Source organism: Lentzea sp. NPDC020367 (assembly GCF_044387305.1).
Taxonomy (GTDB): domain Bacteria; phylum Actinomycetota; class Actinomycetes; order Mycobacteriales; family Pseudonocardiaceae; genus Lentzea.
The window spans coordinates 499,154-512,848 of the sequence record NZ_JBIRVV010000002.1 but is presented as its reverse complement, the minus strand read 5'-3'; the positions used below and the strand labels follow the sequence as shown (position 1 = coordinate 512,848).

The window sequence follows — 13,695 nt, the reverse complement described above, 5'->3', positions numbered from 1 at the left end:
CACACAAGGAACTTCCCGTGCAGACCCACGAGATCATCAAGCGTTTCCGCGAGCACTTCGAGAAGGCCGGGCACAAGTACATCCCCAGCGCCTCGCTGCTGCTCGACGACCCCAACCTGCTGTTCGTCAACGCCGGCATGGTGCCGTTCAAGCCGTACTTCCTCGGTGAGGCCCCGCCGCCCGCCCCGCGGATGACGAGCATCCAGAAGTGCGTGCGCACCCCCGACATCGACGAGGTCGGCAAGACCACCCGCCACCTCACGTTCTTCCAGATGGCCGGCAACTTCTCGCTCGGCGACTACTTCAAGGAAGACGCCATCCGGCTGGCCTGGGAGCTGATCACCAACTCCCAGGAGGCCGGCGGCTACGGCTTCGACCCCGAGCGCATCTGGGTCACCGTCTACGAGACCGACGACGAGGCCATCGAGCTGTGGCAGAAGGTCGCCGGCATGCCGCTGGAGCGCATCCAGCGCCGCGGCGTCGAGGACAACTTCTGGTCGATGGGCGTCCCCGGCCCGTGCGGCCCGTGCTCGGAGATCTACTTCGACCGCGGCCCCGAGTACGGCAAGGAGGGCGGCCCGGTAGTCGACGAGGACAGGTACCTCGAGATCTGGAACCTCGTCTTCATGCAGAACATCCGCGGCGAGGGTGGTGCCAAGAAGGACTACCCCGTCATCGGTGAGCTGCCGTCGAAGAACATCGACACCGGCATGGGCGTCGAGCGCGTCGCCTACCTGCTGCAGGGCGTCGACAACGTCTACGAGACCGACCTGGTCCGCGCCGTCATCACCAGGGCCGAGGAGCTCTCCGGCCGCAAGTACGGCGCCAACGAGGTCGACGACGTCCGCTTCCGCGTCATCGCCGACCACGCCCGCAGCGGTGTGCTGCTGGTCGGCGACGGCGTCACGCCCGGCAACGAGGCCCGCGGCTACGTGCTGCGCCGCCTGCTGCGCCGCATCGTCCGCTCGTCACGCCTGCTCGGCATCAACGAGCCGGTGCTGCAGCAGTTCGCCGAGGTCGTCCGCGACTCGATGGGCGAGGCCTACCCCGAGCTGGTCAGCGGGTTCGCCCGCATCCAGCAGGTGCTCAAGGCCGAGGAGGACACGTTCCTGCGCACGCTCGACGCCGGTTCGCGGATCTTCGAGGGCGCCGCCGCCGAGGTGAAGTCCGACGGCCGCGCCACGCTGCCCGGTGACAAGGCCTTCCAGCTGCACGACACGTACGGCTTCCCGATCGACCTCACGCTGGAGATGGCCTCCGAGGCCGGCCTGTCCGTGGACGAGGACGGGTTCCGCAAGTTGATGGCCGAGCAGCGCGCCCGCGCCAAGGCCGACGCCGCCGGCAAGAAGACCGGCCACGGCGACCAGTCGGTGTACCGCGAGCTGCTGGAGCAGGGCCCGACCGAGTTCACCGGCTACACCGAGCTCGCCTCCGAGGCCACGCTGCGCGGCATCGTGCTGAACGGCGCTCGGGTGAAGTCGGCCAAGGAAGGCGACATCGTCGAGGTCGTCCTCGACCGCACGCCGCTCTACGCCGAGTCCGGTGGCCAGGAGTCCGACGCCGGCACGATCGTCACGGCCAACGCCGAGCTGGAAGTGCTCGACGTGCAGAAGGTCGCTCGCAAGCTGTGGGTGCACCAGGTGCGCGTCAAGTCCGGTGAGGTCAGCGAGGGCGAGCACGTCGAGGCCCGCGTCGACCCGGAGTGGCGCGTCGGCGCCCGTCAGGGCCACTCGGGCACGCACGTCGTGCACGCCGCCCTGCGCCACGTGCTCGGCCCGTCGGCCCTGCAGAGCGGTTCGTACAACAAGCCCGGCTACCTGCGGCTCGACTTCGCCTGGACCGGTGGCCTGTCCGCCGAGGCCAAGAGCGAGATCGAAGAGGTCTCGAACCTCGCCGTGCGCCGCGACCTGCCGGTCAGCATCGTCTACACCGACATGGCCGGTGCCCAGGAGCTGGGTGCCGTCGCCCTGTTCGGCGAGACCTACGACGAGACCGTCCGCGTCATCGAGATCGGTGGCGAGTGGTCCCGCGAGCTGTGCGGTGGCACCCACGTCGAGCACTCGTCGCAGATCGGCCCGATCACCCTGCTGGGTGAGTCGTCGGTCGGTTCCGGCGTGCGCCGCCTGGAGGCCTACGTCGGCATCGAGGCCATGCGGTTCCTGGCCAAGGAACGTGCCATCGTGCAGAACCTCTCCGACATGCTCAAGGTCGGCTCCGAGGGTCTGCCCGAGCGGATCGAGTCGCTGGTCGAGCGCCTGAAGTCCGCCGAGAAGGAGCTCGAGAAGGTCCGCGCCGCCGAGTTGCTGGGCAACGCCGGCGCTCTGGCCGACAAGGCTCTGGACATCCGCGGGCTGTCGCTCGTGGCCCTGGGCCTGGAGGGCGTGTCGGGCAACGACCTGCGCACCCTCGGTGGCGAGGTCCGCAACCGCCTGGGCAGCAAGCCCGGTGTGGTGGCCCTGTTCTCGGTCGACGGCGACAAGGTCAGCTTCGTGGTGGCCACCACGGCCGCCGCTCGCGACCTGGGTCTCGCCGCCGGCAAGCTCGTCCCGGTGTTCGGCCCGGCCATCGCCGCCCGCGGTGGCGGCAAGCCGGACCTGGCCCAGGGCGGCGGCACGAACCCGGCCGGTGTCCCCGAGGCCATCACGAACCTCACCAACGAACTGGACAAGGTGCTTGAACAGCGCTGATTCCACTGATGTCGGCGACCCGGGCCTCGGTCGGAGGCTCGGCGTCGACGTCGGATCGGTTCGCGTGGGAATTTCCCTCAGCGATCCATCGGCATTTCTCGCCACTCCGCTGGTTACCCTGCAGCGTGACGAGAAGCGCGGCTCGGACCTCACCGAGCTCGTACGTCTCGTGGCCGAACATGACGTCGTAGAGGTCGTGGTCGGCTTACCGAAGACATTGGCCGGTCGGCACGGCCCCGCAGCGGAGTCGGCTTCCGCGTACGCTGCGGCCCTGGCCGATCGCATCGCCCCGGTGCCGGTACGGCTCAGCGACGAACGACTGACGACGGTTGTGGTGAGCCGAGTGCTGGCACAGCGCGGTGTGAAGGGCAAGAAGCAGCGTGCCGTGGTCGACCAGGCCGCCGCTGTCGAGATCCTTCAGTCTTGGCTGGACGCACGGGCACGGGTTGTGTCCGCCCGAAAGGACGAGGTGTGAGCGGCGACGATCTCGGGTTGTTCACCGACCCCGAAGCGGACGAGCGACGCCCGCTGAAGCGTGACCGCAGCCGGGACAACGCCCGTGCCAAGGCGAAGAAGCGCAAGAAGACGGTCCTCTGGCTCGTCGTGGCGCTGATCCTCGCCGTCGGCATGGGCGGCGCCTACTACGGCTACAAGGAGCTGCGCGGCATCGGCTCGTTCGAGGACTTCGCGGGTACCGGCGAGGCCGACGCCATCGTCGAGGTCCAGGACGGCGACGTGGTCAGCAAGATCGCGTCGACCCTGTACGACAACGGCGTCATCGCCTCCGCGCGCGCCTTCATCGAGGCCAGCAAGACCGACGCCCGCGTGACGTCGATCCAGCCGGGCTTCTACCTGATGAAGACGAAGATGTCGGGCCAGAACGCGGTGGCCCGCATGATCGACCCGAAGACGCGCGTCCCGGCCGTCCAGGTCGTCGGTGGCCTCAAGCTCACCGACATCCAGGCCAACGGCAAGACCGTCAAGGGCATCTACTCCCTGCTGGCCGACGCGAGCTGCACGGAGAAGGACGGCGCGAAGGTCTGCCTGACCGGCGACGAGATCAAGGCCGCGGCCGAGCAGACCGACCCGGTCGCCCTCGGCGTGCCGGACTGGGCGCTGGCCGACGTGAAGCGCGCCGAGCCGCAGTACCGCCTCGAAGGCCTGATCATGCGCGGCGTCTACCAGGTCAAACCGGGTGTCAGCGCGGTCGAGCTGCTGCGCGGCATCATCGTGTCCTCCTCGCAGAAGCTGCAGGGTGCCGGCATCCCCGGCGGCACCATGAACACCGGCTTCCGTCCCTACGAGGTGCTGGTCATCGCCTCGTTGATCGAGAAGGAGGCCATCGAGAAGGACTTCGCGAAGGTCTCGCAGGTCATCTACAACCGCATCAAGAAGCCGATGGCGTTGCAGTTCGACTCGACCATCAACTACAAGAACAACCAGCCCCACATCCGCACGTCCGACGCGGACCGCGAGGCGCAGGGGCCGTACAACACCTACATCAACCAGAACCTGACGCCGACCCCGATCGGCTCGCCGTCGCAGCAGGCGATCGCCGCCGCGATCAAGCCGGAGGGCGGCGACATCCTGTACTTCGTGAAGTGCCAGACGGACGGTACGTCGTGCTTCGCGACCACGTTCGAAGAGCACAACGCGAACGACCAGAAGGCTCAGAAGGACGGCATCTACTAGTGGTGCGCAAGGCCGCGGTGATCGGTTCGCCGATCGAGCACTCCCTGTCCCCGGTGCTGCACAACGCCGCGTACGCCGCGCTGGGCCTCGACTGGGAGTACACCCGCCTGGAGTGCTCCGAGGCTGAGGTTCCCGCTCTGGTCGCCTCGCTGGGACCGGAGTGGGTCGGCCTGTCCTGCACGATGCCGACCAAACGTGCCGCGCTGGCGTTCGCGTCCGTCGTGACCCCGCGTGCTTCGGCGGTGGGGGCGGCGAACACGCTGGTGCGCAACGGTTCCGGGTGGCACGCCGACTGCACCGATGTGGACGGTGTGGTGGGTGCGCTGCGGGAGAAGGGTTTCTCCGGCGGCACGCACGGCGTCGTGCTGGGTGCCGGTGGCACGGCGACGGCCGCGCTGGCCGGGTTCGCCGCGCTCGGCATCACCTCCGCTTCCCTTGTGGTGCGCGATCCCTCGCGTGCGGGCGAGGCTCTGGAGACCGCGTCCAGGGTCGGCGTCACCGTCGAGGTCCTGGAACTGTCCTCTGTGGACCTGGCTGTGCTGGCCGGTGCGTCGGACGTCGTCGTGTCGACGGTGCCCGCCGAGGCCACCGTGCCGCTGGCCGCCGACCTGGCCCGTGCGCCCTACGTGCTGGACGTGATCTACCACCCGTGGCCCACGCCCGTTGCCGCGGCCGTGGAGGTCTCCGGGGCGCGACTGGCCACCGGGCTGGACATGTTGCTGCATCAGGCTTTCGGGCAGGTGGAGCAGTTCACCGGGAAGCCCGCGCCGCAGGACGTCATGCGGTCGGCGCTCGACGCCGCCCTCGCCGCGCGCGCGTAACTTTCGTCTTGATCTTCGGCTGTTCGATTCCGGCGTGCGCGAGGCCTGTGATTGCCTACGGCTGACTCGCTGGCTGTGGACGATGTGCCACTCGGCCGCAGCCATCGCATGCCGGTGTTCCTCACCTTGGGAGGGCCGGTCGGTGGGACGCACGGCCTACGGCCGCCGCTGCGTCCCGCCTTTTTCCTAGGATGACCCGGTGGAGATCCCCGGACTCGGCACCGTGGTCGAGAACGAGTACGAAAGCCTGGTCAGCGCGCCGATCCCGGTGCCGGTGATCGGTGTCGCGCTGCCGTTCCACCTGGACGGCTACACCGACGACCCGGCGCCGGACGACTTCCACGCCGCCATTCGCGCCTTCCTGGCGTTGGACGGCACGGCGCTGGAGGCGGCGGCGCCCGGTGTCTTCGACTACTACCGGCACATGGGCGAGGTCTTCGGCGACGAACTGGACGACTTCCCCCGCATCGCCGGGCCCGCCGAGGTCTGGAACCACGTCTCGTTCGCGGGCCACGAGGTCACCGTGCAACGTGACCACGGCGGCGGGCCGGTCTACATCTCTCTAGAGGCCGAGTGCGAGTGGGAAGTGGAGCACGGGCTGCAGGTCGTGTTCCGCGACGGCGCGCGCGTGACGAAGGTCGGGCCGTACGACGGTCATCTCACCAACGACCGGGATGTGCTCTACGAGCGTTGACGTCACTTCGATCCCGCGGCGGCCAGCTTCGCGCTGATGGGGTCGAGTTCGGTGACCAGCTCGTCCAGTTCGGCGGGGGAGAGGGCGTCGTAGGGCGCCGCGGCGAGTTCGTCGGTGAGGGACTCGATGCCTTGCTGGGTCTCGCGACCGGCGTCGGTGAAGTGGCCCTCGGCGTCGATGAGACCACGCTCGCGCAAGCCGTCCATCACCGCGGCCAGTCGCTTCTTCGGCAGGTGGTGGATGCGCCCGAACGTCTCCGCCGGGTGGACGCCCATCGCCAGCGCCGAGAGCACGTGCGCCTCGGTGCCGCCGATCCGCGCGCCGACGAGAGCGGCGATGTGCCCGTCACCGCGGTGCTCGCGCAGCATGGTCGCGGAGTGCCACAGCCGGGCGACGGGGTCGCTGGGCACCGGGACCGTGCGCATCCCGGCGTACATCACCCGGCCGACCGTGGGCGCGCTCGTCGCGGCCTTGGTGGTCAGGTCGGCGGCGCGCACCAGACCGGGGGAGTCGGCCAGGTCGCCGAGGATCCGCCGCAGGGAGGCCGCGCTGCCCCGTTCCCGTGCGGCGAGCGACGCCTCGGGCGGAATCGTCTCCCACGCGCTCGGGATGTGCCGTGCGGCCTCTCCGTCGGCGAAGTTGTAGAACGCGGCGTGCACGACCTCCGCCGGCACCCGTCCCAGCGGCGCGGCCCGGCTCGCGAAGTAGCCGTCCCAGTAGGTGCGGTGGCCGAGCGCGGCCAGCTCCTCGCCGCACTCGGCGGCGAAGAAGGTCACCAGGCAGATCGGCTCCAGGAGCTCGAACAGGCGACGGGCGGTGTGAGCCATGGTCTCCCTCATGCCTACGGGCAGTTCTCGTCGGGGAGCGACTCCACGCCCGCCACCTTCGCGCGGCTCGCCAGCGCCGTGCAGTGCACCTGGAACACCGCCCACTTGGACGACGGCGGCTCGACCCCCTGCGGCATCACGATCACGTTCTGCACGGCGATCGCCTTGGCCGACGTGGTGGGCAGCTCGCTCGTCAGGCCGAGCTTCTTCTCCTCGTCGGTGAGCCCGGCCAGCAGCAGGTTCATGGCCGTCGTGATGTCGAGGGTGCCGGTGTACTCGCGGGTCCGGCGCACCAGGCCGTCCCCATCCGGGTTCACCAGGTAGATGGTCACCGAGTGCGAGGACACCGTCGGCGCCTCGGCCCCGGTGAGGATCGAGGTCGGGCGGATGCCGCAGGCCGTGAGGGTCACCAGGGCAAGCGCAAGGTGAAGACCGCGCCACCGGAGGGCGCGTTGGCCGCTTCGATGGTGCCGCCGTGCAGGCGTGCGTTCTCCCATGCGATCGCCAATCCCAGTCCGCTGCCCTCGGAACGGGAGCGGGCCGTGTCTGCCTTGTAGAAGCGGTCGAAGATGTGGGGCAGGGCCTCGGGAGAGATACCGGGGCCGTGGTCGGACACCTCGATGACACCAGGCCGCACGGTCACACGCACCGGCACGCCGCCGTGCTTGAGCGCGTTGCCCACGAGATTGGCCACGATGACGTCCAGGCGGCGGCGGTCCACCCGGCCCACCACGCCCTCGGGCAGCGAGGCCTGGACGGACGTGGCCCAGCCGCGGGCGGCCAGGGTGTCGCGGACGGCCGTGCTGATGTCCCAGTCGTCCAGTTCCAGCAGGTTGCGGCCCTCGTCGAAGCGGGAGATCTCCATCAGGTCGTTGACCAGGCGGGTGAGCTTGCGCGTCTCGGCCGACACCAGCCTGGCCGCGACGGCCGTGTCGGGCGGCAACGTGTCCGCGTCCTCGTCCAGGACCGCGGTCACGGCGTTCATCGCGGTCAGCGGCGTGCGGAGCTCGTGGGACACGTCGGCGACGAACCGGCGGGACGCGGCCTGGGAGGCCTCCAGCTGTTCGGCGGCGCGGTTGAACGTCCGTGCCAGGTCGGCGAGTTCGTCGGAGCCGCGTTCGTCGACACGGGTGTCCAGCCGTCCGGAGCCCAGCGCGCGGGCCGCGGTGCCGAGCCGGCGGACGGGGCGCAGGACGCCGCGGGCGGTGAAGAGCGCGAGCCCCAGGGCCAGGGGCAGGACCAGGCTGACGCCCACCCAGGCGGCGGTCGAGAAGCTGTCGATGGCGGTCTGCGGGCCCCTCAGGTACAGCAGCGCCCACACCTCCACGCCGGTCGGATTGCCGTCCGCGCGCAGCAGCGGGATGCCGATGACGACGTACGGGTCGGTCAGGTCCGTGCGGCGCTGCCAGAGGGTCGTCCTGCTCGTCTTGAGCATCTCGCGCATCTCGGCGGGGATGAACGCCGGATCGGGGCCGGTGGTGGAACGCAGGCCCTCGTACAGCACCACCGCCGAACCGCGCAGGTACGTGCCGAACTCGTCCAGGTCCTGCTGCGCCGGCGGCACGGTCAGCCGGGGCGCGTAGTCGCGGACGTCCTGCACGAGCGGGTTCATGAAGTTGTCCTGCGCGTCCGCCAGCAGCAACGTGCGGGCGGTCGCGTAGGAGGCGCCCGCGGCTCCCACCGCGCCCAGCACCGTCAGCAGCAGGAACGCCGCCATCAGCCTCGGGCGCAGGCCCCTGAGCAGTGACCTCACCACGACCTCATCGCGGGCCGAAGCGGTAACCGAAGCCGCGCACGGTGTGGACGTAGCCGGGGTCGGACGGCACGTCCTCGATCTTCGCGCGCAACCGCTGCACGCACGCGTCGACGAGCCGAGAGTCGCCGAGGTAGTCGTGCTCCCAGACGGCTTCGAGGATCTGCTGGCGGGTCAGCACGCGGCCGGGGGTGCGGGAGAGTTCGAGCAGGAGCTTCAGCTCGGTCGGGGTCAGCGCGACCTTCACGTCGTTCTTGAGCACCTGCAGGCCTGCCCGATCGATCACCAGCGAGCCGTGGCGTTCGAGGCTGGACGGCTCCGCGACGGTCCGCCGCAGCACGGCGCGGATGCGGGCCTCCAGGACGCGCGGTTCGACGGGCTTGACCACGTAGTCGTCCGCGCCCGCCTCCAGGCCCGCGACCACGTCGAAGTCGTCGCCGCGCGCGGTGAGCATGATGATCGGCACCTCGGCGTGCGTGCGCATCCGGCGGCACGTCTCGAAGCCGTCGATGCCCGGCAGCATGATGTCCAGGACCACGATGTCGGGACGGGACTCGCGCAGCCGGGCGACGCCTTCCTCGCCTGTCTCCGCCGCCCGCACGTCGTGTCCCTGCCGGCGCAACGCCAGTCCGAGTCCTTCACGCACGGAGGGGTCGTCCTCGACCAGCAAGACCATCGCCACGAGATCCATTATCGGCAGGAGACGGCACCCGCGCCGGTTCTGTAGCGGAACCATGACATGCCGTGCACGTTCCCATAGAGCGGCTCGCGGAATCTCGAAGTCATGGCCGGAAGCTTGCTGGGATTCCTCTTCACGTACTTCGCGCTGGTGTGGACGTCGTTCGGGCAGAAGGCGGAGAACGCCGCGTTGCCCGAGCTGTCACTGCAACGCTCGTGGGCGTCCAACGTGGACATGGCGATCCTCGTCGCCGCTGTCCTCGTGATCCTCTTCGCGCGCAAGAAGTCGCTGACACCGTTGCTGCTGCTCGGCGGCTCGGTGCTGGGCGCGCAGGTGCTGAAGCTCTACGTGCTGGTGCGGCCGCCGCTGGACGACGACGCCGTGCTGGTGCACAACAGCTTCCCGAGTGGACACACGACGGCCGCGGTGGCGTCGGTGATCGCGGTGACGATGGCCGTGCCCAAGCGGTTCGCGCTGGTAGTGGCGATTCCGGGGGCGATCGGCGCGGGGGCGGTCGCGGCGGAGACGGTGTCGCTCGGCTGGCACCGGTTCAGCGACACGCTCGGCGCGGCGCTGCTGGTCTCGACACTCGCGTTCCTGTTGCTGCGCAAGTGGACCGCTGGTCTTCTCGTGCCGCCCGTGCTGGCCGTGGGCGGGGTCTGGCTGATGGTGAGCTACCCGCAGGCCACGCCGTCGACCTTGGCCGGCGTCGTGACCGCGGGTGTAGTGCTGCACTTCGGGTGGGTCGTGAGTGGTCTCGGCCATCGGGGCGACCGAGACCACTCACGACCCGGCTCACTCGTCGTGATCGGTGGCGATCAGTTCGGCGATGGCGTCCAGAGCGGCATCCGCTCCGTCCCCGTCGGCGCTGAGCACCACCTCGTCACCATGCATAGCGCCCAGGGTCATGAGTCCCAGGACACTCGCCGCGTCAACGGCTTCGCCGCCGTCCTTGCTGATGGTGACCGTCACCGGCTGGTCGGCGGCGGCCTTCGCCAGCAGTGCGGCAGGCCGGGCGTGCAGTCCGACCTTGCTGGCCACGGTGACCCGTCGCTCGGCCATGATGGTTCCTCCCGGTAGTACTGGTTGTGCTTACTGCTGTTCGTTCGTGGCGCGCCTTTCGCGCACCGCAGTCTCGCGCACAGCGGTGTCACCGCTGCTGCCGACGACGCTCTCGTCGGCCTCCGGCGACTCGTCATCTTCGCGGCCGGGCGTCTTCAGGTTCCACTTGGTGATGACGAAGCGGAACAGGAAGTAGTAGATCGCCGCGTAGACAAGACCGATCGGGATGATCAGCAACGGCCTCGTCGCGATGTTGAAGTTGAGCAGGTAGTCGATCACACCCGCCGAGAAGCCGAAGCCGTCGTGCACACCCAGCGCGTTGGTGATCGCCAGCGATGTGCCGGTGAGGAACGCGTGGATGACGTACAGCGGCCACGCGACGAACATGAACGCGAACTCGAGCGGCTCGGTGACACCCGTGATGAACGAGGTGAGGGCCGCCGAGCCCATGATGCCGGCGATGATCTTCTTCTGCGACGGCTTGGCGGTGTGGATGATCGCCAGCGCGGCCGCGGGGAGCGCGAACATGAAGATCGGGAAGAAGCCGCTCATGAACGTGCCCGCGGTGGGGTCGCCCGCGAAGAACCTCGGGATGTCACCGGTCTTGGTGGCACCGTCCGCCTGGTACTCGCCGAAGACCTGCCACATGAACGTGTTCGGGATGTGGTGCAGACCCAGCGGGATGAGCAGGCGGTTGATGACGCCGTAGACGCCCGCGCCGAGGATCGTGCTGCCCGAGACGGCCTCGCCGACCGCGGTCAGGCCCTTGTCGAACCACGGGTAGATGAGGCCCATGAGGACCGCGACCGGGATCATGACGGCCGCGACGATGATCGGCACGAAGCGACGGCCACCGAAGAACGCCAGGTACGGCGGCAGCTTGATGCGGTGGTACTTCTGCCACAGAACGGCGGAGATCAGGCCGACCACGATGCCGGTGAGCACCGAGTAGTTGATCTGCTCCTGCTTGGCGGGATCCTCGGCGAGAGGAAGCACCATCGGCGACATGGCCTTGAACACGGCCTGGGTGACGACGAAACCGACCACGGCGGAGAGTGCGGTCGAGCCGTCGCCCCGGCGGGCGAAACCGATGGCCACACCCACGGCGAACAGCAACGGCAGGTTGCTGAACAGGGCGTCGCCCGCACCGCCGATGACGGCGGCGACCTTGTTCCAGCCCAGGCCGTCCTTGCCGAGCAGGTCAGGCTGACCGAAACGCAGAAGAATCGCGGCGGCGGGCAGTGAGGCGATCGGCAGCATCAGGCTGCGGCCGAATCGCTGCATACCGGCCAGGCCCTTGAACCCGCGACCGCCTGTCGCCTCTGGGGCGCTGGCGCTCATGTGGTACCTCCCTTGGCGGAGTTAGGTCCGGAACCCGGGACGGTCCGGTCCAGTTGCATGGTCACCTGGTAGAGATCGCCCCGGTACCAGGAGGTCACGTCTTCGCAGGGCCGCCCGTCGGAGCTGGCGACCCTCCTGAAAACGAGGAGCGGGCTGCCCTTGCGGACGTCGAGCGCCTTCGCGGTCTCCGCGTCGGCGGTCTCGGCCCACACGGTCTGCCGCGCGTGGTCCAGCTGAATTCCGTACCGGGTCGCGATGATCTCGTAGATCGATCCGGTCAGGTCACATCGGTCGAGCTCGGGCAGCATGTGCGGGCTGTACCAGCCGGCTTCGAGCGCCAACGGTGCCCCGTCGGCCTTGCGCAGCCGCACGACGCGGTACGCGTACTCGTCGGCCTCCAGGCCCAGCGAGGCCTTCGAGCCGGGTGCCGCCTGGGCGCAGCTGATCACCTCGGTGCTGGGTTCGACCCCGCGCGCCTTCATGTCCGAGGTGAACGAGGCCAGGAAGAGCTGCAGGTCGTAGCGCCGCTTGGCGGTGAACGTCCCACGGCCCTTGGCCCTGGTGAGCAGGCCTTCCGCGACCAGTTGGCCGACTGCGGCCCGCACGGTGATGCGAGAGACTCCGTACCGCTCGGCGAGGTCGCGCTCCGACGGAATGGGTGAGCCGGGAGCGAGTTCCTGTTCGGCCAGCCGTCGCAGGATCTCGCGCAACTGCGCGTGCTTGGGCTTGGGCCCGTCCACGATCTCGTTCACTCGGTCACCTCCCTCGTCGCTAGTGGTACTTTCCGGTCTAGACCAGTTGGTGCGGGAGAATGCTCCGCGCACCGAGCGGGTGTCAACCGCTGTTACGGGAACGAGAGGTACGAACGTGGCTGACGAGAAGGCTCAGAAGATCCTCGCCGCGCTGGGCGGACGGGACAACATCGTCGAGATCGAGCCGTGCATCACCCGCCTGCGGTGTGAGCTCGAGGACGGTTCCGTCGTGGACGAGAAGGCCCTGAAGGCGTTGGGAGCACACGGAGTCATGCGCTCCGGCAACGTCGTCCAGGTCGTCGTCGGACCCGAGGCGGACACCATCGCGTCGGACATCGAGGACCTCCTGTGAGCCTCCGCGTCGGCAGCCCGGTCGCCGGCCGGGTGGTCGCGCTCTCCGCCGTTCCGGACCAGGTCTTCGCCGAGGCGATGGTCGGCCCCGGTGTGGCCGTCGAGCCGGTTCGATCGAAGTCCGACGTGGTGTCGCCGCTCGACGGGACCATCGTCACGCTGCACCCCCACGCGTTCGTGGTCGCCAACGGTGACGGGGCGGCCGTCCTGGTCCACCTCGGCATCGACACCGTGAAGCGCAAGGGCGAGGGCTTCGAGTTGCACGTCGTCAAGGGCGAGCAGGTCAGGGCCGGTCAGAAGATCGTGACGTGGGACCCGGCCGAGGTCGAGGCGGCCGGGTTCGCGCCGATCTGCCCGGTGATCGCGCTGGACGCGTCCGCCGAGGTGCTGGCCGACCTCGCGCTGGACGTCGACGTCGCGGCGAACGACGCCCTGTTCGACTGGTCTCGCTGAACCGCTGTTCCGGGCGTTCTCCCAGCCCTTTCTGAGGCACCGTGAAGCCTGTGCGTGAACGGACCGTTCACGACAGGCCGAAATTTGTGCCAGGTCGTGCCGAGCAGGACCGTGGTGTCATGACCACGGTCCTGCTCGCGTCTGTGCTGGGTTCCCTGTGGACGGTCGCCGCCGTCCTGGACGCTCCACCCTCGTCGTTCCTGCTGGCCTGGTTCGGCATCGTGCTCGCCATGATCGATCTGCGGCACCACCGGTTGCCGGACGCGCTGACCCTCCCGTTGGGTGCCGCCCTGCTGCTCCTGCAGTTCCACGGGGTGGGAGCGGCGGTGCTGTCGGCGCTCGTCTTCGGTGGCGCGCATCTCGCCGTCCGGCGGTGGCGGCCCGCGCTCATGGGCGGCGGGGACGTGAAGCTCGCGTTCGGTCTCGGCGCGGTGCTCCCGCTGCCGTCCCTCTTACCTGCGGCGATCCTGTCCAGCGCGGTCACGCTCGTCGTCGCCGCGCTGCGGCGCAGCCGTGCCGTGCCGCACGGACCGGGGCTGCTGGCCGCCACCTGGGCGTTGACGACGCTGTGAAAGGATTGTGA

At 69.2% G+C, this 13,695-nt stretch carries 15 protein-coding genes and 1 pseudogene; 9 read left to right on the top strand and 7 right to left on the bottom strand.

Annotation, left to right across the window (positions count from 1 at the left end; all coding sequences use genetic code 11):
* Positions 1–17: 17 nt before the first annotated feature.
* From alaS to ACH413_RS09510, 5 genes are all read left to right on the top strand, one after another.
* Complete coding sequence (gene alaS / locus ACH413_RS09530) at positions 18–2,687, top strand: alanine--tRNA ligase (protein WP_360032680.1); 2,670 nt, start codon at positions 18–20, stop codon at positions 2,685–2,687.
* Complete coding sequence (ruvX, locus tag ACH413_RS09525; protein WP_360032683.1) at positions 2,674–3,162, top strand: Holliday junction resolvase RuvX; 489 nt, start codon at positions 2,674–2,676, stop codon at positions 3,160–3,162. The genes alaS and ruvX overlap by 14 nt, the downstream gene beginning before the upstream one ends.
* Entirely contained in the window at positions 3,159–4,379 is a 1,221-nt protein-coding gene (mltG, locus tag ACH413_RS09520; RefSeq protein WP_360032686.1) for an endolytic transglycosylase MltG, read from the top strand. The genes ruvX and mltG overlap by 4 nt, the downstream gene beginning before the upstream one ends.
* Before the next feature lie 2 nt (positions 4,380–4,381).
* Positions 4,382–5,200: a shikimate dehydrogenase gene (locus tag ACH413_RS09515; RefSeq protein ID WP_360032688.1), complete on the top strand. Its 819-nt coding sequence runs from the start codon at positions 4,382–4,384 to the stop codon at positions 5,198–5,200.
* A gap of 199 nt (positions 5,201–5,399) precedes the next feature.
* Positions 5,400–5,894 (top strand): DUF6985 domain-containing protein, encoded by a 495-nt coding sequence (locus ACH413_RS09510; protein ID WP_360032691.1) that lies wholly within the window; start codon positions 5,400–5,402, stop codon positions 5,892–5,894.
* 2 nt (positions 5,895–5,896) lie between these two features.
* Here the strand turns inward: ACH413_RS09510 and ACH413_RS09505 are convergent, their stop codons facing one another.
* From ACH413_RS09505 to ACH413_RS09490, 4 genes are read right to left on the bottom strand one after another with little or no spacing between them, the layout of a single operon-like run.
* Positions 5,897–6,721: a MarR family transcriptional regulator gene (locus ACH413_RS09505; RefSeq protein ID WP_360032694.1), complete on the bottom strand. Its 825-nt coding sequence runs from the start codon at positions 6,719–6,721 to the stop codon at positions 5,897–5,899.
* Positions 6,722–6,735: 14 nt separating this feature from the next.
* Complete coding sequence (locus ACH413_RS09500; RefSeq protein ID WP_360032697.1) at positions 6,736–7,131, bottom strand: hypothetical protein; 396 nt, start codon at positions 7,129–7,131, stop codon at positions 6,736–6,738.
* A complete protein-coding gene (locus ACH413_RS09495) occupies positions 7,128–8,438 on the bottom strand; it encodes a HAMP domain-containing sensor histidine kinase (protein ID WP_360033811.1) in 1,311 nt (436 codons plus the stop codon). The genes ACH413_RS09500 and ACH413_RS09495 overlap by 4 nt, the downstream gene beginning before the upstream one ends.
* A gap of 43 nt (positions 8,439–8,481) precedes the next feature.
* On the bottom strand, positions 8,482–9,156 hold the full coding sequence (locus tag ACH413_RS09490) for a response regulator transcription factor (RefSeq protein WP_360032700.1): 675 nt from the start codon (positions 9,154–9,156) through the stop codon (positions 8,482–8,484).
* Positions 9,157–9,258: 102 nt separating this feature from the next.
* Here ACH413_RS09490 and ACH413_RS09485 point away from each other — a divergent pair.
* Positions 9,259–9,750 (top strand): annotated as a pseudogene (locus tag ACH413_RS09485) (phosphatase PAP2 family protein); the annotation flags it as partial.
* A gap of 198 nt (positions 9,751–9,948) precedes the next feature.
* Here ACH413_RS09485 and ACH413_RS09480 read toward each other — a convergent pair.
* From ACH413_RS09480 to ACH413_RS09470, 3 genes are read right to left on the bottom strand one after another with little or no spacing between them, the layout of a single operon-like run.
* The gene (locus ACH413_RS09480) at positions 9,949–10,215 is read right to left on the bottom strand and encodes an HPr family phosphocarrier protein (RefSeq protein WP_319973703.1); all 267 of its coding nucleotides are present in this window, start codon (positions 10,213–10,215) and stop codon (positions 9,949–9,951) included.
* Positions 10,216–10,245: 30 nt separating this feature from the next.
* Entirely contained in the window at positions 10,246–11,556 is a 1,311-nt protein-coding gene (locus ACH413_RS09475; RefSeq protein WP_360032702.1) for a PTS transporter subunit EIIC, read from the bottom strand.
* On the bottom strand, positions 11,553–12,308 hold the full coding sequence (locus ACH413_RS09470; protein ID WP_360032705.1) for a GntR family transcriptional regulator: 756 nt from the start codon (positions 12,306–12,308) through the stop codon (positions 11,553–11,555). The genes ACH413_RS09475 and ACH413_RS09470 overlap by 4 nt, the downstream gene beginning before the upstream one ends.
* Positions 12,309–12,423: 115 nt before the next feature.
* On the opposite strand from ACH413_RS09470, the gene ACH413_RS09465 reads away from it, so the two are divergent.
* The 3 genes from ACH413_RS09465 (at position 12,424) to ACH413_RS09455 (ending at position 13,684) form a co-directional block, all read left to right on the top strand.
* Complete coding sequence (locus tag ACH413_RS09465; RefSeq protein ID WP_093588084.1) at positions 12,424–12,660, top strand: glucose PTS transporter subunit EIIB; 237 nt, start codon at positions 12,424–12,426, stop codon at positions 12,658–12,660.
* The gene (locus tag ACH413_RS09460) at positions 12,657–13,112 is read left to right on the top strand and encodes a PTS glucose transporter subunit IIA (RefSeq protein WP_360032708.1); all 456 of its coding nucleotides are present in this window, start codon (positions 12,657–12,659) and stop codon (positions 13,110–13,112) included. Before ACH413_RS09465 ends, ACH413_RS09460 begins: the two co-directional genes overlap by 4 nt.
* 119 nt (positions 13,113–13,231) lie before the next feature.
* The gene (locus ACH413_RS09455; protein WP_360032711.1) at positions 13,232–13,684 is read left to right on the top strand and encodes an A24 family peptidase; all 453 of its coding nucleotides are present in this window, start codon (positions 13,232–13,234) and stop codon (positions 13,682–13,684) included.
* Positions 13,685–13,695 lie beyond the last annotated feature (11 nt).